Below are 25,736 nucleotides of genomic sequence, written 5' to 3' on the forward strand. Positions count from 1 at the left end.
CTTGTTTCAGTATCTATCATGCTATTTGCGTTATTAAGACCCTGAGATAAACTCAGGGTGACGACCGAGGAGGCGGATTCCGTCATACTGAACTTGTTTCAGTATCTATCATGCTATTTTGTATTCTTAAGACCCTGAGATAAACTACCATTGACAGACTTCAATATAAGGGTCGTCATTGCGAGGAGGAACGACGAAGCAATCTTTCATGCTAGTAATCGTGCGATAAAGATTGCTTCGTCGGCTGAAAAAGCCTTCTTATAATGACGATGCCCTCACAGTGTGAACACAACCGAATTAATGTAAGCTAAACAAATCAAGGATTTTGAAAAATCGTCCCAGCGGGACGCCTCATGGGTAGCCAATTGCAAATTGGCGATTTCGTTCCGTAGGAACGTTTGGTGATTTAGACATTAATAGTTTTTCTATCCCTGCCAAATAAACCTGATTGACGCGGAAAGCCCGCAGCGTAGCGAGGACTTGTAGCAGAAAGCAGGACTGAACAAAGCCAAGCACCACTGCCCTTGCTTTTCAAAAAATAACTAACAAAATCCATCGCTAGACTTACGAAGTCATCCCTGTACTCATGGCCTTTTTAGACTTCGGAAACCTAAGCACTACTGCCCTGGCTCTAAAAAAACTCATTCTTTCCCCAGCCAGACTTACGAAGTTCTGCCTACGCTTATGCCCTTTGAAACTTCGCTAGCCACCCTTAACGTCCATCATCATGCATGGTATCTCCGTAAGGATTTGCATGCGCATAATCTACCGCCGAAACCTTATAATCGGTCGGTGCAAAACTGGCCGAGGTGCTGAGTGCCATGCCCAATTCGTAACGGGTTGGATAAGGCGTTTTTAACAAACTACCTGCGGGGATATATGGAAAACTCTCTAAATAACTCTGTATCACACTTGGGCTTACCCGCCTGTTGATATACGCCCTGCTTAGCTGATGCGTTTCTCTTAAACCCGCAGCACCCAATAATTCCACCGCACTGGCTACGGTTAAGTTGTGGAAGTTTTTAACCCGAACGGTTTTATCTTCTACTACAAGGCCTTTCATTAAACTCTGATCTTGTGTGGCCACCCCTGTTGGGCAAGTATTACTGTTACACTCTAAAGCCTGAATACAGCCCAATGCGAACATCATGCCGCGGGCAGCATTACACATATCGGCACCAAGGGCTATGTTTTTAACCAGATCGAAACCGGTTGCCACTTTACCAGAGGCAATAATTTTAATGTGTTTTTTCAGATCAAAACCATTTAAAATATCATACACAAAAGCCACACCTTCGCGCAAAGGCATACCTACCGAATTCGAAAACTCCTGTGGTGCGGCACCTGTTCCACCTTCGCCACCATCAACGGTGATAAAATCAGGATAAATTCCGGTTTCTATCATGGCTTTACAAATGGCATAAAATTCGCTTTTACGACCGATACAAAGTTTAAACCCTACTGGTTTACCATCCGATAAATCGCGGAGTTTCTTCACAAACTCCAACAAACCGATAGGCGTATTAAAGGCCGAGTGAGCCGGTGGCGACAATACATCTTTGCCTTCGGGCACTAAACGGATCCTGGCGACTTCTGAGGTTACCTTTTTGGCTGGCAACATACCACCATGCCCTGGTTTAGCTCCCTGAGAAAGTTTAATCTCAATCATTTTCACCTGATCGGTTTTTGCCCTTTCGGCGTAAGCATCATAATTAAAAGTACCATCGGCATTACGACAACCAAAATAACCGGTACCAATCTGCCAGATTAAATCGCCACCTGGCTGACGGTGATAGTCGCTAATTCCCCCCTCGCCCGTATTGTGGGCAAAGTTGCCCATTTTAGCACCACCATTTAAAGCTAGAATGGCATTCTGACTTAAGGAACCAAAGCTCATGGCCGAAATATTATAAATACTGGCAGAGTAAGGTTTTTTGCAATCTGGTCCGCCAACAATAACGCGCGGATCTGAATTTAATTCGTGGTGCGAAATAGCGGCAATACTATGGCTTAACCATTCGTAACCATTATCGTAAACATTTAACTGTGTTCCGAAGGGAATGGTATCGTTATCTTTTTTAGCGCGTTGATAAATTAAAGAACGGTTTAACCTGCTATAAGGTGTACCGTTGGTATCGCTTTCTACAAAATACTGGTAAACTTTGGGCCTCAGTTCTTCCATAAAGTACCTTAAACGGCCAAAAACCGGATAGTTCCTTACAATACTATGCTTGGGCTGATATAAATCGTAAATACCCAGAATGACAAAAGGACCTGTAAAAATGAATGTCCACCATAAAAAGGGATGATACAAGCCCAGCATAATGGTGAGGGCAATTAAAAATGCGGCAATGGCGACGAAAGCTTTTCTCATAATAATAGATTAGCGTATGTTTTGTTGGTACAAAGATTAGGATTATTAAACAACTGACACCATTAATTTGTTATTTTTACGCTATGCTTATTAAGATATATCCAGAAAACCCCAACGAAAGAGCCATTGAACAAGTTGTTGAGGTGCTGAAAAAAGGCGGTTTAATCATTTACCCTACCGATACCATTTATGGTTTGGGCTGCGATATTACCAACCCAAAGGCCATCGAAAAAATCTGCCGTTTACGGGGCATCAAACCTGAGAAAGCGAACTTCTCTTTCATCTGTCACGATTTAAAGCACATTTCCGACTATATCAAACCGATTGACAATACCACTTTCAGGGTGCTGAAGAAAGCTTTACCCGGGCCATTTACGTTTATCTTTAACGCAAACAACAACGTACCCAAACTATTGAGTTCGAATAAAAAAACGGTCGGCATCCGTGTTCCCGATAACAATATTGCCCGTTGTATTGTAAAAGAACTGGGTAACCCTATCCTATCTACTTCAATAAAGGATGACGATGATGTAATTGAATACTCTACCGACCCGGAATTGATCCACGAAAAATACGAAGATCTGGTCGACCTGGTCATTGACGGTGGCTTTGGCGATAACGAAGCATCTACTGTAATTGATTGTACCACGGGCGAGTTCGAAGTAATTCGTGAGGGTAAAGGGAATATTGAAGAGTATTTGTAGCGACCGAGCAAAACCTCCCCCAGCCTCTCCTGTAGGAGGGGAGTTTCCCTCACAGTTTCAAAGGGATCAATCCTAAGGATGCCTACAACATGCCCTATAAACCCCTATCCGCCTATCGGCACCTTTCCACTTAAAGGGAAAGGGCTAAAAAACAAATTACCGCATCCTGCAATATGTTCAACGCTATCTGCTATAGATCTCTCCACTGCGGTCGAGATGACGACGCAGCGTGCCTCTCATAGTTTCAGCGTGATCAATTTACAGATGTCTTTCCCTGCACCCTACAATATGCTCCATGCGATCTGCACCCTGCTATCCGGCCTTGCAGATTTTCGTAGGAAAAAGCACGAAAATCTATGCAGCCCCCCTCAATACCCCACAGCCCAAGGCAGGATCAAGCGTGCGTGCTGGGATAAGCCAAGCCAAGAGCCTCGATACTGCCGCAATTAAGATTTCCGTAGGTTTTTACAAGAAAGGATGCAAGCCTTGATTTTTGGTTACCTTTTTATCAAGAAAAAGGTAAGAGCCCCTCGGCGGCGGTGAGCTGAGGCAAGCCCGAGCAGGGGGCGAAACCTATAATTGTCATTCTGAACACAGTGAAGAATCCTTCGGTAAAAGATCCTTCGTGCCTCAGGATGACAGAAAATTATTAAAAGCAAAAGCGACGGAATGACTGCCGTATCAATCGCCGATAATCCATAGTAGTAAGATTGCTTTCCCGAGGTCGGGACAGGCTATCGGCTGAAAAAGCCTCATCGCAATGACGGATTTATTGTTGTAGTAGAATGACGACCGTATTATAGCGAGCGCCTTAAACCCCTATCCGCCTATCGGCACCTTTCCCCTGAAAGGGAAAGGGCTTGAAAGACAAATTTCTGCGCCCTACAATGTGCGCTAGGCGATCTGCATCATGCTATTGGCATAGGAAATGATGGAAGGAGAAAACGTTAAAGCTTTTGCACCTCCTTTCAACCTACCACTACCCCGAGGCAGCACGCCCTCCCCGATCCTTCATCGGGGCTTGTGCTGGCGACTCAAAAAGCTTTGACGAATTTATCCGACATCAGTTCCAAGCCTTGATTTTTGGTTACCTTTTTATCAAGAAAAAGGTAAGAGCCCCTCGGCGGCGGTGAGCTGAGGCAAGCCCGAGCCTAAGGCAAAGAAATAGCGACCGCTTTAAGGTTCCCGCCTGCGCCTATCGTGTGGACACATCTTTTTGAATTTAACTTTTTAGACGTTTTGCTAGCTTCCTCAAATAACACATTGTTTTAACCGAAGAACGCCGTCAATCCCAAGGGCCGGAGAAATCAAAAAAACAGTTGCAGGGAAGAACAAATAGTACTGCCAAACCTAAAACGCAGTGGTTTTGTGTTCATAGAGGCTAATTTAAAGCTTTAAGAAATATTGAACACAAAACGAAGTGCCGCTGTTTTTTTGATGCGTGTAGGATTGTGTAAAAGGCCCATTGCTGGATTGACAAAGCGCTTTGGGTACTTTGGCGCTCCAAAGTACCATGCCACCGCGGCATAGAGCGGCAAAAAAAATGAACATTTATCTCCAAACTATAGTTTTTAAGATATCAAGTTTGTTATTAGCAGGACGATTGCCTTAGGGATATGCGCTAAAAACAAATACAGGCTGATGTAGATGTGTCCACACGATAGGCCTGCGCGGGAATGACGACCGTATCAAGAATAATGCATAAATGAAGGTAGTGGTTAATTACGCAGAGATCCTTCGTGCCTCAGGATGACAGGAAATTGTTAAAAGCAAAAACCACGAAGTGACTGCCGTATCAATTGCTCCGGGCGGGATGTCGTCGATTTTTAGTATCTATCAATGATATTACAGTCGAATCTTTAAACCAAAACGCCCAAAAAAGCATATGAACGTCGTCCCAATCAAAAAATTATTACTTATTATATTTATTTTTCCACAATCGCCCAAATTAACATTAAATTAATCTGATTATAAGGCTTTTGCATATACATTTGTTATAAACAAAACTTATTATATGAAAAGACCTTTACTTCTCATTTTACTTTTCCTACTTTTCTCTAACTATTTATCTGCCCAGGTTTCATTAACGGCAATAAATACAGCTAAATCAGAAAATTTTGACGGCATGACCGCAACCGGCACTTCAACAGTTGCCGGATGGAGCGCTGTTAAAGCCAGTGGTACAAGCACTGCAGCCGTTGGTTCGGCCTTAATACTAACGGTTTACACCGCTTCGTCAAATAGTGGCGCTGCTTACAATGCAGGAACAGCCGGAGCCGCCGACCGTTCGTTAGGAAGTCTCGCCTCTGGTGCATTGGTACCAAGGTTTGGTGCCGGATTCCAGAATAACACCGGTGCAACTGTAACTTCAATCGATTTATCGGGTGTGATGGAACAGTGGAGAACCGGTTCGACCGCTACAGTTAACGAAAAACTAAATTTCGAATACAGTTTCAATGCCACAGGCATTGCTGATGCATCGGCCACCTGGCTCCCACTTACTGGTATGGACCTTAACGAAAAGTTAACAACAACTACCACAGCAGCTGGCACTGATGGAAACTTACCCGCAAATCAAACCGCTATTTCGGGAAGCATCACCGCCATTACCTGGGCAAATGCTGCCACGCTTTATATCCGCTGGACAGATACCGACGATTTAGGAAGCGATGGTATTTACACCATCGACGATTTTAGCATCACGCCAAAAGGCAGTGTTACCGCTACGCCGGTTTTATCAGCATCTAATACTTCATTGGTTTTTGGCGATCAAAATATCAATTCAAATTCTACAGCACAAAGTTACACTTTAGGCGGAGCCAATTTAACGGCAGGAGTTTCCGTAAATGCAATGGCACCTTTCTTTGTTTCAAAAGACAATACTACTTTCAGCAATTCCATCAGCTTTACTGCAGGCGAGATTGCTGCATCTCCGTCGGTATATGTACGTTTCAGTCCAACGGCTGCAGGTAACACCAGCGGCAATATTACCCATACAAGCATTGGTGCTACTCCTGTTAATGTTGCGGTAAGCGGAAATGGACTATCAACCATTTTAACGGTAAACCAAACGGCTTTCGATTTTGGTTCGCAGAATACAGGTACCAATTCTACAGCACAAACCTTCAACCTGAGTGCAACGGGTTTAACTGATGTCGTAAATATTACCACTACAGCTCCTTTTTATCTTTCAAAAGATAATATTACCTATAGCACTTCCTTAGTTTATACGGTGGCCGAGCTTGCCACAAGCAAAACTGTTTCCGCACGTTTCAGCCCGACAGCAGCTACCGCAACATCAGGTAATATCAGTATTTCGAGCACTGGTGCAACTATGCAGAATATTAGCACAACAGGCCTGGGTACAACACCACCCGCGGCGCCAACACATATTGTCATATCAGAAATTTACGGTGGTGGTGGAAACACTGGTGCAACCTTTAAAAATGATTTTATCGAATTATATAACCCGGGTAATACCGCAGTTGATTTGACAGGCTGGAGCGTACAGTATTTAAACGCGGCCGGAACTGGAACCTGGGCCAAAACAGATTTAACAGGAAGCATACCTGCAAAAAGTTTCTATTTGGTTCAGGAGGCTATTGGAGCAGGCGGAACCGTTAATTTACCTACACCAGATGCAACCGGAACTTTAACCCTTTCGGGTACCACCGGAAAAGTAATTTTAAGCAACTCAAACGTACTTTTAACGGGTGCAAATCCATCAACGGCTGTTGTAATAGATAAAGTAGGTTTTGGCCCAACGGCCACCGGTTTTGAAACCGCTCCTACACCATTAATTTCCAACACCACCTCTATAGAGCGTAAAGCAAGTGCAACTTCAACCGCAGCTACTTTAGCCGTTGGGGGCATCGAAGAGTTTAATGGAAATGGTTATGATACCGATAACAACAGTACCGATTTTGTAGTTACTGCACCAAATCCTCAAAACACTTTGATAAAAGAACCTGTAGGCGCGAATCATGTGGTCATTTCTGAAGTTTATGGCGGTGGTGGTAACAGCGGTGCAACCTATAAAAACGACTTTATCGAATTGTATAACCCTACGCTAAGTGCCGTTGATTTAACAGGATGGAGCGTTCAGTATGCAAGTGCTACAGGTACAGGGAGCTGGGCAGCAACCACCTTATCGGGTGCTATCGCCCCAAAAGGTTTTTACCTGATCCAACAATCAGCAGGCACAGGTGGTACATTAGATTTACCAACGCCTGATAAAATTGGTACGCTCACCTTATCGGGTACAACCGGAAAGATCTTGTTAAGCAATTTGGCGGCCCCTCAAACAGGTGCGAACCCAGTGGGTGCAAATATTATTGATAAAGTTGGTTTTGGAACAGCAAATGGTTTTGAAGGCACTGCCCCGGCACCAGCCACAACCAATACCACATCAATTGAAAGAAAAGCAAGCTCAACGTCAAATGCCACCACCATGGGCATCGGCGGTACAGAAGAATTCGCAGGTAATGGATACGATAGCGATGAAAACTCGTTAGATTTTGTACTGAGGGCACCAAATCCGCAAAACAGCTCGGTAACCGAACCTGCTTCAACAACTGGCCTCTATTTGGTTGCCACGCCAAAAACATTGGCTTTCAGCAATCAGGCCGTTAACAGCACTTCAACAGCCAAAACCTATGTATTATCTGCTGGTAACTTAACCAACGCCACTACTTTAACTACAGCGGCTCCTTTTTCTATTTCGAAAGATAATGTTAGCTTTTCTACCACATTAAGTTACAGCGTGGCAGATTTGGTCACCAATCAAACCGTTTATGTAAAATTTAGCCCAACGGCCATTGGTAATGCAACCGGTGCCGTTTTACATACCAGTGCAGGTGCAACCTCGGTTTCACTTTCATTAACCGGCGCGGCGGTTGATCCCAACCAAACGGCTTTCAACTTCGAAAATTGTACTACGGTGGGTAGCGCTGCCCTATCCGATGGCTTTTATCAATACAGCGTAAGCGGTGCACAAACCTGGGGCTGTACCACTACTTTCGGACATGATGCAAGTGACCCAACAGGTGTGGCGAGCGCCGGAAATGCCCTTCAGATTAACGGTTATTCTGGCGGCAATATTTTAAATGAGGATTGGTTGATTTCGCCAGCTTTAAATATCTCCTCGTTTAATTACGCTATTTTATCTTTCTGGACAAGATCTGCTTTCGCAGGAGATAAATTACAACTCAAAATCTCTACAAACTATACCGGTTCAGGTAATCCTGCACTGGCCACCTGGACAAGTTTAGATGGTAAATTCCCTGAAACAGGTAGCGATAAATGGACTAAATCGGATAATATAGACTTATCAGCCTACAAAGCAACGCCAATTTATGTCGCTATTGTATATAATTCTACCACTTCATCGGCCAGCCGCTGGACGGTTGATGATTTTGCCGTAACCAATTCGAACACGCCACCAGCGGTTGATATTAGCACTTCGCCATCGAGCCTTAGTTTCGGTTTCCAGGCGGTTAATACCACTTCTGCTGCAAATAGCTTTGGTTTTTCTGCGGGTAACTTAACGGGCGATGTAACCTTAACCGCTCCGGCTAATTTCACACTATCCAAAACAAGTACCGGAACATATACAAGCACACTTACCTACCCAAAAGCCGATATCAACAATACTTCGCCAACAGTTTATGCTAAATTTTCGCCAACTGTAGTGAATACCAGTTATACCGGTAATGTAAATATTGCTACTCCCGGTTCAGCAAATAAAACCGTTGCCTTTAGCGGAAACACCTTCGATATTGCCAATACTTTAGAAGTAGTAAACTGGAACATCGAGTGGTTTGGCAGTCCAGCTCAAGATCCATCTAACGATGTATTACAGGCGGCTAACGTTAAAACCGTGGTAAACAATCTAAATGCAGATATTTATGGCTTTGCAGAGGTTGTAGATACCACTTTGTTCCGAAATACCGTTCTACCGGCAGGCTATAATGTTTTGTTCAGCGAATTCGGATCCTATGCCGATGATAAAGCCGATGCCGATTATCCATTGGCACAAAAACTGGCTTTTATGTACCGCACCGATCTAATTAAACCTATTTCAACTTTAGGTATTTTAAGAAATACCTATAACCCTGCTGTGCCGACAACCAGTGCCGATGGTACGCCTTACAAAAATTGGTCGTCGGGCCGTTTCCCTTACATGATGCAGGCGCAGGTAAAAATTAACAATAAATTAGATACCGTTTATTTTGTCGAGATTCATGCCAAAGCAAACACAGGCACAACGGCCGATCAGATTGATGCCTATAACCGGAGAAAAGGCGGCAACAAACAATTAAAAGATTGGCTGGACGCTAACCTTGCCGGCAAAAAAGTGATTATTCTGGGCGATTTTAACGATGTACTGGATGCCGATAAAACCATTGCGCCAATGCCTGGTACCGGAACTTCCTATTCAGATTTCACACAGGATGCAGCGAATTATTTCCCGGTTACCCTGCCTTTAAGTTTAGCAGGAAAACAATCAACCGCCGGGTTTAATACTGTAATTGATAACGTTATCATTACCAAAAGCCTTAACCTCAACTACATTCCAGCCTCGGCCGAGGTTTTAGATGCCGTTAAAAACCTGGTCACCAATTACAGCTCTACTACAACCGATCACTATCCGGTTAAAACAAGATATTTATTCGGCAATGGTGCGCCCACAATCGATGCGGTGACAAACCAGGCTGTTTGTTATACTCCGGCCAACCAAACTATTGCCTTAACCGGAATTTCTGCCGGTCCTGAAACTGCACAAAACACTACACTTTCGGTTACTGCTGATAACGCTAACTTGTTTGATGTATTAACCGTAACACCAAACGGAACCGACAAAGGCACGATTACTTACCATTTAAAAAACAATGTAAGTGGTGTAGCCAATATCACGGTTACCGTAATGGATAATGGCGGAACAGATTTCGGAGGCGTAGATAAAAGCACTAAAACTTTCAAATTAACGGTTACCTCAACTGCTACAGCAAGCATTACCGGTACAGCTGCAGTTTGTTTAAATGGCGTTGGCCCAACCATCACCTTTACCGGAGCAAACGGAACTGCCCCCTATACTTTTACCTATAACATTAACGGTGGCGCAAATAAAACCGCCAGCACAACCGCTGCAAGCCCATCGGTAACTGTTTCGGCCCCGAGTAATGTAGCGGGTACATTTGCCTATAATTTAGTGAATGTTAAAGATGCCAATTGCGGTCAGGCACAAACTGGGACTGCTACCATAACCATATACGCCTTACCGGTGGTTTCCATCAGCAGCAATAAAGGGGTGACGATTTCTAAAGGAGATGCCCTCATTTTAACCGCAGCTGGCGGCGTACAGTACAACTGGACAGGTGCTGAAATCACCAACGGGCAAAACACGGCATCCGTAACCATCCGGCCAAAACAAAGCGGCACTTATAAGGTAACGGTAACCAATGCCAGTGGCTGTGTAAGCGATCAAACGATTTCGATCACCGTAACCGAAGATTATAAGTTAGAAGCCAGTACGGTAGTTACGCCAAATGGTGATGGTTACAACGATAAATTTATCGTGAAGAACATCGATTATTATCCAAACAATACCTTGAAGATATTCGATAAGGCCGGGCGGGTTTTATATACCAAACAAACTTATACCAACGATTGGGATGGAACAGTAAACGGTAGTCCTTTAAGTGAAGGCACCTATTATTACATTATCGATTTAGGTAGTGGCATCGGTACATTCAAAGGTTTTATCAACATCATTAGAGACTAATTACAGACATGAAAGCAATTACCAAAAACATAAAGCAAATGCGTCGCGTAACGTTTCTATTTGCTGCCAGCACCTTATTTTTGAGCACCGCGAAGGCACAGATCCTTCCGCTCAATGCACAATATTTCCAGAACCGTTACCTGGTTAACCCATCAATGGCGGGTATTACCGAAGGGTTTAATATCAACGGCAGTTTCCGTAAACAATGGTCGAACATTCCAGGTGCTCCCATTACCCAGAGTGTAACTTTAGATCAACAGCTAAACAAAGTGGGCTGGGGTGTGAACATTTACAATGAGAAATCGGGCGGGATCCAGCGCACCAAAGCCGTTGGAACCTTCGCTTACCATCTTCCGCTAAACAACGACGACCAGAAATTAAACTTCGGAATCTCTTTTGGCGCCAGTCAGGATAAACTGGATTTAAGCAGTGTAAGAAACAGCGATATTAACGATCCATCCATCGCCCGTTTTAACGACAGGGGTTATTATTTGGATGGCGATTTTGGGATCTCTTATACCTCTAAAGGTTTAACCGTTGAAGGTGCCGTTCCGAATATGCGCTCTGTTTTTAGAAAAGATGATTTAAACTTCGCCGATAAGCCAACGTTTTATTCGGCGGTGAGTTATAAATTCATGCTGGGATCAGGCATTAACGGCATCAGCCTGGAGCCTAAAGGTGTTTTCAGGGGCATTAAAAATTACGAAAATTTATGGGATGCCGGTTTGAATGCAAATTTCGCCAACGATAAATTATACGTGATGGCCATGTACCACAATACGCAAAACGCTACGATTGGTTTTGGCATGAACTACAAATCTACCTTATATTTCATGGCTTATTATAATACCGCAACCTCGGCCATCAGTGGTTACACCGACGGCGATTTTGAGGTAAATATCAGGGTGAATATTGGCAAGAAGCCTTAATTTTTGTTTTACAAGAACGGTCGTCATCCTCGCGCATGCGGGGATCTTAATGCAATAAACATCAACCTCATAAAGCCGCAGATTTAAGCATCTGCGGCTTTATGATTTTAGAAGAATTATCGTTATTTCGACTGGAGCGCAGTCCCGAACTTTCGGGAGAGAAATCTTTGAACCATATTATAGCGAGCGCCTTAACCCTTATCCGCCTATTGGCACCTTTCCCCTGAAAGGGAAAGGGCTTGAAAGACAAATTATCGCACCCTGCAATATGCTCCATGCTATCTGCACCATGCTATCCGGCCTGGCAGATTTTCGCAGGAATAAGCATTGAAATTCTTGTACTAGCCCCACAGCACCTCACAGCCCAAGGCAATATACAGTCCCGATTTTTCATCGGGACCTCCATATTGCCGCAATCAGAATTTCGATAGCTTAGTTCAAGAAAGGATGCAAGCCTTGGGTTTTTGTTACTTTTGGGCCAAGCCAAAAGTAAGAGCCCTTCGGCGGCGGTGAGCCGAGGCAAGACAGAGCGAAAGGGCAAAGAATAGCAAGTGCTTTAAGATTCCCGCATGCGCGAGAATGACGACCATATTATAGCGAGCGCCTTAACCCCTATCCGCCTATCGGCACCTTTCCCCTGGAAGGGTAAGGGTTTAAAAGACAAATTACCGCACCCTGCAATATGCTCCATGCGATCTGGTCTAGGAAATGATGGAAGGAGAAAACGTTAAAGCTTTCGCACCTCCTTTCAACCTACCACTACCCCGAGGCAGCACGCCCTCCCCGATTCTTCATCGGGGGCTTGTGCTGGCGACTTAAAAAGCTTTGACGAATTTATCCGACATCAGATCCAAGCCTTGATTTTCGGTTACCTTTTTATCAAGAAAAAGGTAAGAGCCCCTCGGCGGCGGTGAGCCGAGGCAAGACTGAGTTAAGGCAAAAAAGTAATATAATCTGCCCCTCCTAGATTAGGAAGGGAGTTCCCCTCATAGTTTCAAATGATTAATCTACGGATCCTTGTCTCTGCTCCATCCTATCGACCTGGCAGATTTCCGCAGGAAAAAGCACGTAAATCTTTATACTCATTTCCATACTCCCACAGCCCAAGGCAGCATCAAACCAATTGTCATTCTGAACGCAGTGAAGAATCTTTCGGTTAAAGATCCTTCGACAGGCTCAGGATGACAGACAATCGGAAGAAACTCCAATGACGAATTGATTGCGATTGAAATACCGCGAATGATTTCTTGCTCCCTGCTATCCGGCCTCGCAGATTTTCGCCGGAAAAAGCACGGAATCTTTGCATTCCATACTTCCACAGCCCAAGGCAGCATCAAACCAATTGTCATTCTGAACGCAGTGAAGAATCTTCTGATTAAAAGATCCTTCGACAGGCTCAGGATGACAAACAATCGGAAGAAACTCCAATGACGAATTGGTCGCGATTGAAATAACACGAATGATTTCTCTGCCCCCTGCTATCCGGCCTCGCAGATTTTCGCCGGAAAAAGCACGGAAATCTGTGCACTTCCCTTCATTAATCCTCAACACAAGGCAGGATCAAGCGGGTGCGCCGGGATAAGCCAGGGTAAGAGCCTCGATACTGCCGCAATCAAGATTTCCGTAGCTTTTTACAAGAAAGGATGCAAGCCTTGATCTTTTGTTTCTTTTCTATCAAGAGAAAAGAAAGAGCCCCCTCGGCGGCGGTGAGCCGAGGCAAGCCCGAGCCTAGGGTAAAATAGAAAAAAAATACAGCAGAATAGCAGGTGCTTTAAGGTTCCCGCTTGCGCGAGAATGACGACCGTATTAGATAACTTCCAATAGAAACTTAAATCCGTACCATTAAAATAATAGATTTCCCCACAAAAAACATCCCCTTTTCCCTTCCCTTTTACTATTTTTACCCCTATGGCTAAATTAATCAATCTGGAAGTATTTCAGCGTTTCTTTCGCTCGGGGCAAGTAGGTGGTTTTTTATTGTTAATCTGCGTGGCCATTTCCTTACTCATCGCCAATACTGCTTCAAAAGAAAGTTTCGAATTTTTTTTAGCAACAAAAATCGGCTTTGGCCCTGTAAACTACAGCATCCTGGCGTGGATAAACGATGCCTTAATGGCGATCTTCTTTTTACTGGTCGGCCTTGAAATTAAACGCGAACTCGTAGAAGGCGAATTATCTTCTATGAAGAGTGCGGCCTTACCCGTAATTGCAGCGCTCGGCGGAATGCTTGTACCGGCCTTAATATATGCACTCTTTAATAAAGGCGAAGCCTCCGCATCAGGCTGGGGCATCCCTATGGCAACTGATATTGCCTTTGCCCTCGCCATCATTGCCATGCTCGGTAAAAGCGTCCCCACCAGTTTAAAAATATTCCTGGCCGCTTTAGCTATTGTCGACGATCTTGGCGCCATTCTGGTGATCGCGATCTTTTATACCCACCAGATCCATTTCGAATACCTGGCCATGGCAGGAGGCATTTTGCTGCTCTTAGTCCTGATGAACTATTTCGGCGTAACCAAACTGGTTTTTTACCTGGTCCCCGGTATATTCCTGTGGTATTTCATTCACCACTCGGGTATCCATGCCACCATTGCAGGGGTGCTGCTGGCTTTCACCATCCCTACCAATGAAACTGACGAAGAATCGCCTTTAGAAAAACTGGAACATTTTTTAACCACTCCGGTCAACTATATCATTATGCCCATTTTCGCCCTGGCGAATACCAATATCACTTTCCAGAAAGAAATGCTCGCTGGACTGGTTTCACCCCTGGGCCTGGGCATTATCGTAGGTTTATTTGCAGGCAAAACTATTGGCGTCACCTTTTTCAGCTGGTTAGCCGTGAAATTGAAATGGGCTAATCTCCCTACAGGTGCCGGCTGGAAACATGTATTGGGTTTAGGCATGTTGGCCGGAATCGGTTTTACCATGTCGATCTTTATCGCCCTGCTCTCTTTTAGCGATGCACTTCATGTTTCGGAAGCGAAGTTTGCAATTCTAACGGCTTCGATCCTATCAGGTGTAGTGGGTTTTGTGTTTTTGAAATCGGTGAAGAAGGTTTAGGTGTACATTTAACCGCAAAGTGCGCAGAGGGGGAACCGCAAAGAACGCGAAGTACAAGCGTTACTTTTTAGCGCCTTAAACCCCTATCCGCCTATCGGCACCTTTCCCCTGAAAGGGAAAGGACTAAAAAACAAATTACTGCACCATACTATTCGCATTATGCTATCTGCACCCTGCTATCCGGCCTAGCAGATTTTCGCAGGAAAAAGCACGGAAATCTGTGCACTCCCCATCATTACCCCACAGCCCAAGGCAGGATCAAGCGGGTGCGTAGGGATATAAGCAAGGATAAGAGCCTCGATGCTGCCGCTATCAAGATTTTCGTAGGTTTTTACAAGAATTGCCCAGCAATCTTTTATACCTATAAAAAACAATATTATCACATAAAAAACGGTGCAAGCCTTGATTTATGCCTTCTTAGTTGTTGTTTTCATAGGTAGTCATGCTTTCGCTGCGCTCAGGTTTGGTTACCTTTTTATCAAGAAAAAGGTGAGAGCCCCCTCGGCGGCGGTGGACCTGTACCGATTTTTCATCGGTAGCCGAGGCAAGCCTAAGCAGGTGGGCAAAACCTACAATTGTCATTCTGAACGCAGTGAAGAATCTTTCGGTTAAAAGATCCTTCGTGCCTCAGGATGACAAACTGCAAATGAAATGGCGTATCATTCCTCGCGACCGCTTTAAGGTTCCCGCCTCCGCGAGAATGACGACCGTATAATAGCGAGCGCCTTAAACCCCTATCCGCTTATTTTTAAACCTTCCGCTTTGCCCCTCGAGGTATTCTCTTCGAATAAAGAAATAAGCATTGCGTTTTGGATGCTGAGCTTAACTAAATCAGATCAACTACTCCCCTAACAGATTTTTATGTTTTACGCCCCACTTTTCGAGTTCATTAATAATCGGCTTCAATTCAAGCCCAATTGCGGTTAGTTCATATACCACTCTCGGCGGAACTTCGGCATAGATGGTTCGCTTAACAATTTTATCTGCTTCTAATTTACGTAGCTGTAAGGTTAACATTCGCTCGGTAATATTTGGCAAACGTTTTTTTAACTCTCCAAATCTGAGTTCACCGTTCATTAACCACGAACAGATCGCTAAAGCCCATTGCCCGCCGATAATGTTTGCACTATAAACTTCTAAACACTCATCAGCTAAAGCTTGTTTGTTAGCATAGTTGGTTGAGGTTTCCTTGATTTTAGACATACTTACATTTTTTATAGTACCTTACAATTGGGCGCTAAATTACAAATTAAGCGGTTATGCATCTATTTTTGCAATTATAATCATCATAATTTGTAAAAATGAAAACATTAATCGTTGTAGCGCATCCCGATATTAAAAGTTCCCTAATCAACAAGCGGTGGATTGAAGAATTAACTCAATACCCTGATAAATATGTAGTCCATCAACTGTATGAGGCATATCCAGATGAAAAGATTGATGTATTGGCAGAACAAAAGCTGGTTGAACTACATGATAAAATTGTATTCCAATTTCCCTATTATTGGTTCAATTGTCCCTCACTTTTAAAAAAATGGATGGATGAAGTACTCACTCATGGATGGGCATATGGTAGCAAAAGTGGTTATAAATTGTCTGGCAAGAAAATCGCCCTGGCCATTTCATTGGGCGTTGAGGAACACGAACTGCGTCCATCAGAAAAGTATAAATATACCTTAGCAGAATTAACCCGTCCGTTCGAACTTTCTTTTGAATATGTAAAAGCCGATTACCAAGCCCCATTTGCTTACTACGGAATGGAGCATAACACTTCGAAAAAATGGGTAGAAGATAGCGTTCCTTTGTATTTGGATTTTTTAGATTCGTTATAAAGAGGACAAAGCGAATATTTAACCGCAAAGAACGCAGAGAGGAACCGCAAAGAACGCCAAGTGAAAATGACTGAAATCTATCACGAATTCATTTTGGTATCGTTCAGAGCAAGGTTAATACCGATAAGAAGTCTCGTATAAAAATTTCGTCATTGCGAGAAGGCTTTTTCAGCCGACGAAGCAATCTTTATAGTAAGGATCACTAGCATGATAGATTGCTTCGTCGTTCCTTCTCGCAATGACGATACAACGCACCCCCTCAAATCTCCAGAGGAATCAATCTACGCATGCCTGTCTCTGCATCATGCTATCCGGCCTGGCAGATTTCGCAGGTAGGCAAAGAGAATAACAACCGTTTAAGATTCCCGCATGCGCGAGAACGACGACCGTACTATAGCGAGCGCCTTAAACCCCTATCCGCCTATCGGCACCTTTCCCCTGAAAGGGAAAGGGCTAAAAAACAAATTACGGCACCCTGCTGTATGCCCCGTGCTATCTGCTCCCTGCTATCCGGCCTAGGAGATGATGGAAGGAGAAAACGTTAAAGCTTTTGCACCTCCTTTCAACCTACCACTGCCCAGAGGCAGCACGCCATCCCCGATTCTTCATCGGGGCTTGTGCTGGCGACCAAAAAAGCTTTGACGAATTTATCCGACATCAGATCCAAGCCTTGATTTTTGGTTACCTTTTTATCAAGAAAAAGGTAAGAGCCTCCTCGGCGGCGGTGAGCCGAGGCAAGACTGAGCCTAGGGTGAAAGAATAGCAAGTGCATTAAGATTCCCGCATGCACGGGAATGACGACCGTATTATAGCGAGCGCCTTAAACCCCTATCCGCCTATCGGCACCTTTCCCCTGAAAGGGAAAGGACTAAAAAACAAATTACTGCACCCTGCAATATCCCCCATGTTATCTGCTCCCTGCTATCCGGCCTAGGAAATGATGGAAGGAGAAAACGTTAAAGCTTTAGCACCTCCTTTCAACCTACCACTGCCCAGAGGCAGCACGCCCTCCCCGATTCTTCATCGGGGCTTGTGCTGGCGACCAAAAAAGCTTTAACGAATTTATCCGACATCAGATCCAAGCCTTGATTTATGCCTTCTTAGTTGTTGTTTTCATAGGTAGTCATGCTTTCGCTGCGCTCAGGTTTGTTACTTTTTTATCAAGAAAAAGGTAAGAGCCCCCTCGGCGGCGGCAGACCTGTACCGATTTTTCATCGGTAGCCGAGGCAAGACTCAGCCCGGGCAAGAAAACCTTTAATTGTCATTCTGAACGCAGTGAAGAATCTTTCAAAAGATCCTTCGTACCTCAGGATGACAAAAAATAATGAGGCAAGACTGCACGAAGGCAAAACCTACAAAGGCAATGCATTATGCTTTAAGATTCCCGCATGCGCGAGAATGACGACCGTATTATAGCGAACGCCTTAAACCCCTATCCGCCTATCTGCACCTTCCCCTGAAAGGGAAAGGGCTTAAAAGAAAATTTATCGCGCCCTGCTATCTGCAACATGCTATCTGCATCATGCATCCGGCCTAGGATATGATGGAAGGAGAAAACGTTAAAGCTTTAGCACCTCCTTTCAACCTACCACTACCCCGAGGCAGCACGCCTTCCCCGATTCTTCATCGGGGCTTGTGCTGACGACCAAAAAAGCTTTGACGAATTTATCCGACATCAGATCCAAGCCTTGATTTTTGGTTACCTTTTTATCAAGAAAAAGGTAAGAGCCCCCTCGGCGGCGGTGGACCTGTACCGATTTTTCATCGGTAGCCGAGGCAAGACTGCGAAGGGGGCAAAACCTGTAAAGGCATTGCATTACGAACGCATTAAGATTGCTTTGTATCTGTAGTAGCTACCGTATTAGTAATACCATAAACAAACATCCCCCCTTTACCCCCTCTTAACCTCATACCACCGCTCAATCCCCTCCACAAACCCCTCAAAAAAAATCCTTATAATACCCTTTCGGTACCTGAACCCCAAAATTTACCCTACTAAAAAACCATACCAACCTATAATCCATTTCCGCCTCAAGCAAATACCATAAATACGGTTTAACCCTATCACAAACTAAAAACAGGCTAAGCTTATCGGTATTCAGATGCAGCAGTTTCCCTTTTACCTTAATTTTAAGCTGTAGTTCGTAATAATCGCCCTCATCCCTTAACACAAAACTTAAAACAGGCACCTCCATCGAAAATTCAACCAGTTTCATATCCCGCATTACAGGTTTGCCGGTAACATTGCGCATGCCATAAGTATAGAAGTAGTGTGTAAAACGTTGCAACATCAATAGCGGTAAAGCCTTGTTCCATAACTTTAAAAGCGCCAACTGATTACCGTCGTTAAGTTTATTGGTTTCGGCTACCTTTTCGGGCAGGTGGCCGTTTGCGTTAAACCGTATGACCGCTAGCTCTTTCATGGCGGAGCAAATGCTGTTCAGCTCCTCCTGTTGTGGCGAGAGGCTTATGCCATCCACATCATTCGCATTAAACACGAAACGTTTAAAAGACTTAACCGTTTTAAGGTAGGCCGTGGCCGCAAAAACATAAGGAATTAAAAAAGGATAATGGTTGGTGTGGAAATTAAGCAGATCGGTATTGGCGAAACAATAACCAATGCTAACCGGTGCTAAACGTGCCATAGCATGTTTATTCAATAACCTTTCCCGTGGCATTACCACCCGTTCGGTAACATCCGGAAAATCATCACCAGGCCTAAACAAACCACTAAACTTTTTCTTCAATGTAATGGTAAAACCGCCAGGTTTTTTAACCACATCTACATATTTCGACCGCTTGTTGCCCAAAGCAAAACATGCCGGCCAGTAATATTCCTGAAAATCGCAATAACCACTCCGCATCATGGCCCGCAAAGTAAGGTAAGCATAACGCCCAAGGTAGCTTTCATCTGTATCAACACTACAGCTCACCAACAGGCAATCGTATTCTACCCCAATGTAAACCCTTGCTGCCTCCTCCTTTCCCAATTTAACATTAACGGTTAACAAACCCTGATCAAAAGAAAGCGACTGTATAACCGGCAGATCAGGCTTTTTACCTACGCTAAATGTGCTATGCAATCTGCTAGCTATCTGATCCAGAACCGCTAACTTTAAAACCCTGCTCCCCTTTTCAAAAGGCATTTGATAAAACCGCGAAAGCGGTTTCCCTGCAATTGTAATTGGTTTAGTCATCATACTCGTATGGTTTTACGAGTCTTGTGGTATAAAGAAACACTATAGCTGGGCTCTAAATACCGTCTACCGGGCTTCTCACGGCCTTGCCAACGGAATTACAATAGAGCCCATGATGCTATAGTGCGCACTAAAAGTACGCAAAATATCACCATAGGCATTAATCTATTGTCTCGTTGGCTGTTTACTGTGAGAATTTGGTAGCCGAGACTCTTTATTAATACCTAATTTATACACGAATATAACAATAAAAATTTAGATATTCTAAAGTATTCTTTAAATAATCAAATGAAAAATACAAAAATTATTAAGTACAACTTTCACATGGTATGTTTATCAAAAAACGATTAGCGTGAAAAAGAAGTCGGAGCTTACAGAACTTGGCAAATACTTAATTTTGAAATCTGCTAACAAAGCAGAAATTTATAGGAAGACAGGTATTACTGAGTCTCGCTTAAGCCTACTAAGTAATGACGCCAGCACTAAGCTTTCCGGAGAAGAACTATACTTGATAGCTCTTGCACTAGATGTTGAGCCTGGCGATATGGCCAAGACGATTTATAAAGGAGTTAAGCTAAACACTATTGAAGATCAAGAAGCATTAGCGGCTAAAAGTAGGAAACAAAAAAGATAGTTCTTTCCAAAGAAGAACGATCCCGGCTTTGGGTAACTAAGCAAAAGTGCCACTATTACCAGTAGCGAAAATTCAACATTAATTGCCAGCTCATTAAACTATCAGCCCACCTTTAATACGATTGAAAAAATTGTAGACTTGTACGAAAGATTATTGGCTAGAGAAAAAGAGAAAGTAGAGATATTAAGAGGTAAATAGGAAAGTTCGATGATTCAATTTCTACAAATCAACAATCAGTAGTTAATTGGTGGGATTAGCAACGTTTGATAACTAGACGGATTTTCCTTGAAGTGTTGCTTTATATTATTAATAGTTTCAAGTTTAACTTTTGGGTTAAAATAGCCGTGATTAAAATGATTATACTCCCCATAAATATCACTCAAAACATAGCTTCCATTATCAAAAAAACTGAGTTCAGTACAGTACATACCTGCATATTTTGGAATATCAAATTTAAGTAATCGTTGCATTTGTTTTGCAGCAGAATACATACCAAGCCAATCAAACAATACGTCTCGAGTGTCATCTAATAACCCAATATTATTTTTAGGATTATCCATGTCCAATACACGATTAGCAAATTTAAGCGTTTGCATCTCATGTTCTTTTAGTGCTTCTGGCATAGTAATGTGTATTAAAGATACAAAAGGAAATCCATCTTCAATTAAGCCTAAAAGCTGAGTCACACCTAAAGAATTGGCATTTTTTGTAGGCTTCCTGCGCGTAGGGCGAACTACCTTTACCTCTGATGCAACAGTCCTATCGAAGTAAATATTCAATTCAGAAAAAGGGATAATGATCACATCAAAATCTCCAGGTTTCTTTTTGTCATTAAATCCTAAGCTTTCACGAAGAACCAGTTTAGTAACATAAAAACCTTTATAATCAATAAGGTCATCGTTGATTCGCAAAGGAGCATATAAAACATTAGAAAAAGATTTCAAAGGGAAATGTTTCTTGTCGCTATTGATTAAAATATCGATAACTTCTTCTTCTGTAAGCTCCTTATTGATCTTTTTAAGACCACCGACATACTCTTTCATATTCTTTCATTAATAACCGCTATTTTTGCTACAAAAAATAGTACCAGTTCTGAATATCAACCGCCATTAGTTACAGAACGATAGTAAGAAAACATTAAGGCTTATTTACTATTTGTTTAATCAAGAACATGATATATTCTAGATTTGAAGTGTCTTTGATAGAAATTACATAATCGCCATTACCCCAATGCCCTTTTCCTGATTTATCCTCTGTCAGCTTTTTAGGATCATCTATTGATCCTTTTTTTGCATTTAGCCATAATTTGATTCCTTTAGTTTGAATTTCAAAATCTACAATATTTTTCGCACGTTTATATGCTATATAGCTTTTTTTCGCTTCGACATCTATGTCAGGAGCTAAATTCAAAATAGCATTTTTAAAATCTTCGTAGAGCTCCTTTATAATTTCACTCTTACCTTGTAAATGATCTTCTTCAATATAGACCTTCGTTTCACTGACAACTTTTTTTAGCTCTGTATCTTGAGCCCCCTGGAGCTGTTTAATACTTGGAGCCGATTTACTTTTCTTTATAGGATTAACGGTAATAATATCACCTTCAAATTGTTTCACCTCCCAAAGTTCAATCGCTAAATCTTTAAAATTTGTTGCTTGCTTCTGATTTTCATTAAAACCAGGTGATACAAAAATTACTTTAGTTTGCGACCAATCTATTTCGCTTCGTAATAAATGCTGATTGAAAGTTTCGTTATATTCAACAATAAATTCGGCTTTATAATCTAACATTAAGTTGAGATAGGCAATACCTTGATCTACCACACTACTGCTGTTAGTTCTCTTGTATTCTATTATAACAAAAGCTTTAGCTTCTTCATCAAAAGCCAGCGTATCTATTCGATAATTCTTTATTGTAAATTCTGATTTAATTAACTTTAATTGTGTTAGATTAAATAAATTGGATTCGAAAACTATTTGTAAGTCTCGTTCCAGTTTAAATGGTCTTTCCTTTAGGGAAATCAGGTTTTGCTTATCGGTTTTGAAGAGTTGCATCAACTTAAATTATAGATAAAATGTTACCACAATCTTTAAATTTTGAAATGTTTCCTTGGTATGGTTCAGATTTATCAATGATATTATACGGACAATCTTTTATAAGTTCGTCTGGTTTATTTTCATACTTGTCATTTAAAGCTATAATTAATACTTCACAGTCCAAGTACATATATTTATCTATTGCAATTAGCAAATGTTTTAAATAATCTCCCATTGTATAAAATGCTACTTGTTTTTGATCTTTTAAAGTAACTATACATTCAAAATCGTTGTTTTTAGGATCTCCTAACGTACGTTTAGGAGTGCTTGTTAACCTACAGCATTCAAAACTGTAGATTTTCCAGAGCTTGTTGGACCTTTTAAAATAATGATTCTCATTAATCAAATTTAGAAATGTAATATATTAAATCTCACCTAATCCCAACTCTCGCAAAAATGAGTTATGCCGATTTCTGGCCTCTGTAATTTTTTTATCAATATCAACTAATTGCCTGTTTACCTCTGCCAAATCAACAATTTCTTCATCAATTGAGGTATTTACATAACGAGATATGTTTAAGTTATACCCGTTTTGTGCTATCTCCTCCATTGATACCGCACGTGCGTAACGTTCGATTTTATCAGGCCTACCTTTATAAGTATCTATTATCAGTTGAATATCATTTGGCTCACCATTTTTTCCGTCACGTAAGCGATTTTGTCTTTTACCTTTTTCAAAATGGCCGCTCGCATTAATGAACAATACATCATCAAATTTTTTGCATTTTTTAAGCACCAAAATACATACAGGAATGCCTGTTGAAAAGAATAGGTTTGGAGGTAAACCTATTACTGCATCAATATTATTGTCTTTCAACAGTTTGGTGCGAATACGTTCTTCAGCCCCACCACGAAAAAGCACACCGTGCGGCAAAATAATGGCCATTGTACCATTGCTACTCAAAAAGTGAAAACCATGGAGCAAAAATGCAAAATCAGCGGCCGATTTTGGTGCCAATCCATAACTTTTGAAACGAAAATCTTCGGCCATTACTTCGTTTGGTTCCCAGCGGTAACTAAATGGTGGATTAGCCACAATAGCATCAAACTCCATCTTCTTCGCTGGGTTCATTTCATTTAAAATATCCCAATCATTGGCAAGTGAATCTCCGTGGTGAATGGCAAACTCCGTGTCTTTAACACCGTGCAAAAGCATATTCATTCGAGCCAGGTTATAGGTTGTAATATTATATTCCTGACCGTAGATTTTACCGATACCAAATGCTCCGAGCTGCCTGCGAACGTTTAAAAGCAAAGAACCCGAACCACATGCAAAATCGAGTACTTTATCTATCTTCTTTCTTTTACCTAGCGAAGGATCTTGGCTATCTAAAGTGACAATTTCAGACAATATAGTTGATAGCTGTTGTGGTGTATAAAATTCTCCGGCTTTTTTACCAGAACCTGCCGCAAACTGACCGATTAAATACTCATAAGCATCTCCTAAAACATCGGTATTGGTAGAAAATTTAGCAATTCCCTCCGCAATTTTCTGAATAATAGTGCAAAGCCGTTTATTTCGTTCAGTATAGTTCTTACCTAACTTTTCAGAGTCGAGATTGATTTCGGAAAACAAGCCTTGAAAAGTACTTTCAAAAGATTCATTCTCAATATACTTAAAGCCTTGTTGCAAAACAGTAAGTAATTCTTCGTCTTGTTTACGAGCCAATTCAGAAATGCTCGTCCATAAATGTTGTGGTTCTACAACATAGTGTACTTTACGGCGCATTTGTTTTTCAAACTCCAAAACATCTGCGGCATTCTCTTCATACCAAATAGCTAATGGTGTCCGTTTATCCGTAACATCTAGCACAGGATAATCGCCACCCAATTCTTTTTTAGCTGCTTGTTCGTAATTATCAGATAGATAACGTAAAAAAAGAAAAGAAAGCATGTAATCACGAAAATCATCCGCATTCATCGAACCTCGTAAATCATCTGCTATTGCCCAAAGCGTTTTCCCTAATTGTTGTTGTTCTAATGCTGTCATGTTATGCTTTTTGCACTGTATTATCTTGTAATAACTCTGGTAATTCAAATTGATGCTTCTCTAAAAAAGCACTTAATATCCTTTTAAATAATTCTTTATTGTCTTCACTCATATCTACAGGCTCGTAAATAGAGTACTTACCATGGCTGAGTAAATTCAGTGCCCTCTCGAAGAGTACCTGATCTTCTACTTCATAAATGCATTTTCCAAAATCGTTAAAACCAAAAAAGGATGAGGTTTTTTCCAAAATACTTCTGAGGGTATTAAAATGATACGTTTTAATGTTTCCGGAAGCCGTTGCTTGTTTTAATTCACTTAATAAGGCTACATGATGGAAATACGGCGTATCAGTAGTTTTTCTTAAGCTGTAAGATTGATCGGGCTTTTTATATAGGAAATATTTTTCATGTGGTTTCTTTTTAATTTCGTTACAAACTACATTAAAAAAAAGAATATGGTGTGAAGAAATAACTACTTTTATCTTACCTTCAGCTTGTAACAGCAATTGTGATAAATCACTGGCCACCGCAATAGCATTATTATCATCTAAGGAAGAAATAGGATCATCAATGTAAAAATATTTAACCCAGTTATAAGCTTCTGCCCCGTCTATAGCCAACTGGCAAATGGCTAAAAACACACACCAGATAAACATATTTTCTTCCCCGCGAGAGACTTTTATATTGCTCTTTACTTCGGTACTCTCTCGCATTTCTCCATCTTCAAGTTTTTTAACACGAACATTTCTGCTAAAACTAATCTGCCAATCTTCATAATTTATTACGAAATCGAAATCAGCATACCGACTTAATAATGGTCGTATTCTATTATCAAGTTCCAACTGTTGGAAACCACTGAAAAATCTGGACGCAGAATTTATTTTTAAAACCCTATTGGTATCATTTATAATATCATTATCCCAGCTAAATAAATCTTCTGTATAAGCATTAAAGTAAAGTGTATCAGGTATTTTATTTCTTCCTTTTTTACCGCGTTCTTTAAAATCATAAGAAAGGCGGGTTTTGCCTGTTCCATTGTGTGCGTAGAGGAGTACAAAATCAGATTCCTTTAAATCGTCACGTAACCTAACTGCAAGTTTTGGAAGTTCTTTATAATCGTAAACCTTTTTAGCCATT

14 protein-coding genes are annotated in these 25,736 nt (G+C 41.9%); 6 read left to right on the top strand and 8 right to left on the bottom strand.

Annotated elements, in window-relative coordinates:
• Positions 1 to 712: 712 nt before the first annotated feature.
• Positions 713 to 2,374, bottom strand: coding sequence for an FMN-binding glutamate synthase family protein (locus tag QF042_RS17825; protein ID WP_307530856.1), 1,662 nt, complete (start codon positions 2,372 to 2,374; stop codon positions 713 to 715).
• A gap of 83 nt (positions 2,375 to 2,457) precedes the next feature.
• On the opposite strand from QF042_RS17825, the gene QF042_RS17830 reads away from it, so the two are divergent.
• The 4 genes from QF042_RS17830 to nhaA all read left to right on the top strand — a co-directional run bounded on the left by QF042_RS17830 (position 2,458) and on the right by nhaA (position 14,853).
• A complete protein-coding gene (locus QF042_RS17830) occupies positions 2,458 to 3,078 on the top strand; it encodes an L-threonylcarbamoyladenylate synthase (protein WP_307530857.1) in 621 nt (206 codons plus the stop codon).
• Between the two features lie 2,014 nt (positions 3,079 to 5,092).
• Positions 5,093 to 10,861, top strand: coding sequence for a lamin tail domain-containing protein (locus tag QF042_RS17835; RefSeq protein ID WP_307530859.1), 5,769 nt, complete (start codon positions 5,093 to 5,095; stop codon positions 10,859 to 10,861).
• An 8-nt stretch (positions 10,862 to 10,869) separates the two neighbouring features.
• The gene (locus tag QF042_RS17840) at positions 10,870 to 11,790 is read left to right on the top strand and encodes a type IX secretion system membrane protein PorP/SprF (protein ID WP_307530861.1); all 921 of its coding nucleotides are present in this window, start codon (positions 10,870 to 10,872) and stop codon (positions 11,788 to 11,790) included.
• A 1,908-nt stretch (positions 11,791 to 13,698) separates the two neighbouring features.
• Positions 13,699 to 14,853 (top strand): Na+/H+ antiporter NhaA, encoded by a 1,155-nt coding sequence (nhaA, locus tag QF042_RS17845; RefSeq protein ID WP_307530863.1) that lies wholly within the window; start codon positions 13,699 to 13,701, stop codon positions 14,851 to 14,853.
• 840 nt (positions 14,854 to 15,693) lie between these two features.
• On the opposite strand, the gene QF042_RS17850 is transcribed toward nhaA, so the two are convergent.
• A complete protein-coding gene (locus QF042_RS17850) occupies positions 15,694 to 16,056 on the bottom strand; it encodes a helix-turn-helix domain-containing protein (RefSeq protein WP_307530865.1) in 363 nt (120 codons plus the stop codon).
• 98 nt (positions 16,057 to 16,154) lie between these two features.
• On the opposite strand from QF042_RS17850, the gene QF042_RS17855 reads away from it, so the two are divergent.
• Positions 16,155 to 16,685, top strand: a complete 531-nt coding sequence (locus tag QF042_RS17855) for an NAD(P)H-dependent oxidoreductase (RefSeq protein WP_307530867.1) — start codon at positions 16,155 to 16,157, stop codon at positions 16,683 to 16,685.
• A 1,940-nt stretch (positions 16,686 to 18,625) separates the two neighbouring features.
• On the opposite strand, the gene QF042_RS17860 is transcribed toward QF042_RS17855, so the two are convergent.
• Positions 18,626 to 19,885, bottom strand: coding sequence for a hypothetical protein (locus QF042_RS17860; protein WP_307530869.1), 1,260 nt, complete (start codon positions 19,883 to 19,885; stop codon positions 18,626 to 18,628).
• A gap of 349 nt (positions 19,886 to 20,234) precedes the next feature.
• Between QF042_RS17860 and QF042_RS17865 the strand changes: the two genes are divergently transcribed.
• A complete protein-coding gene (locus tag QF042_RS17865; protein ID WP_307530872.1) occupies positions 20,235 to 20,516 on the top strand; it encodes a helix-turn-helix transcriptional regulator in 282 nt (93 codons plus the stop codon).
• 233 nt (positions 20,517 to 20,749) lie between these two features.
• Here QF042_RS17865 and QF042_RS17870 read toward each other — a convergent pair whose 3' ends face one another.
• From QF042_RS17870 to QF042_RS17890, 5 genes are all read right to left on the bottom strand, one after another.
• A complete protein-coding gene (locus QF042_RS17870; protein WP_307530874.1) occupies positions 20,750 to 21,559 on the bottom strand; it encodes a hypothetical protein in 810 nt (269 codons plus the stop codon).
• Between the two features lie 94 nt (positions 21,560 to 21,653).
• On the bottom strand, positions 21,654 to 22,568 hold the full coding sequence (locus QF042_RS17875; protein WP_307530876.1) for a DUF5655 domain-containing protein: 915 nt from the start codon (positions 22,566 to 22,568) through the stop codon (positions 21,654 to 21,656).
• A gap of 4 nt (positions 22,569 to 22,572) precedes the next feature.
• Positions 22,573 to 22,956: a hypothetical protein gene (locus tag QF042_RS17880; protein WP_307530878.1), complete on the bottom strand. Its 384-nt coding sequence runs from the start codon at positions 22,954 to 22,956 to the stop codon at positions 22,573 to 22,575.
• Between the two features lie 18 nt (positions 22,957 to 22,974).
• Complete coding sequence (locus QF042_RS17885; RefSeq protein WP_307530880.1) at positions 22,975 to 24,600, bottom strand: type I restriction-modification system subunit M; 1,626 nt, start codon at positions 24,598 to 24,600, stop codon at positions 22,975 to 22,977.
• Position 24,601: 1 nt separating this feature from the next.
• Positions 24,602 to 25,735 carry an AAA family ATPase gene (locus QF042_RS17890; protein WP_307530882.1) on the bottom strand — a complete coding sequence of 378 codons (1,134 nt, stop codon included), beginning with the start codon at positions 25,733 to 25,735 and terminating at the stop codon, positions 24,602 to 24,604.
• Between the last annotated feature and the right edge of the window lies 1 nt (position 25,736).

This window comes from Pedobacter sp. W3I1 (assembly GCF_030816015.1).
Taxonomy (GTDB): Bacteria; Bacteroidota; Bacteroidia; order Sphingobacteriales; family Sphingobacteriaceae; genus Pedobacter.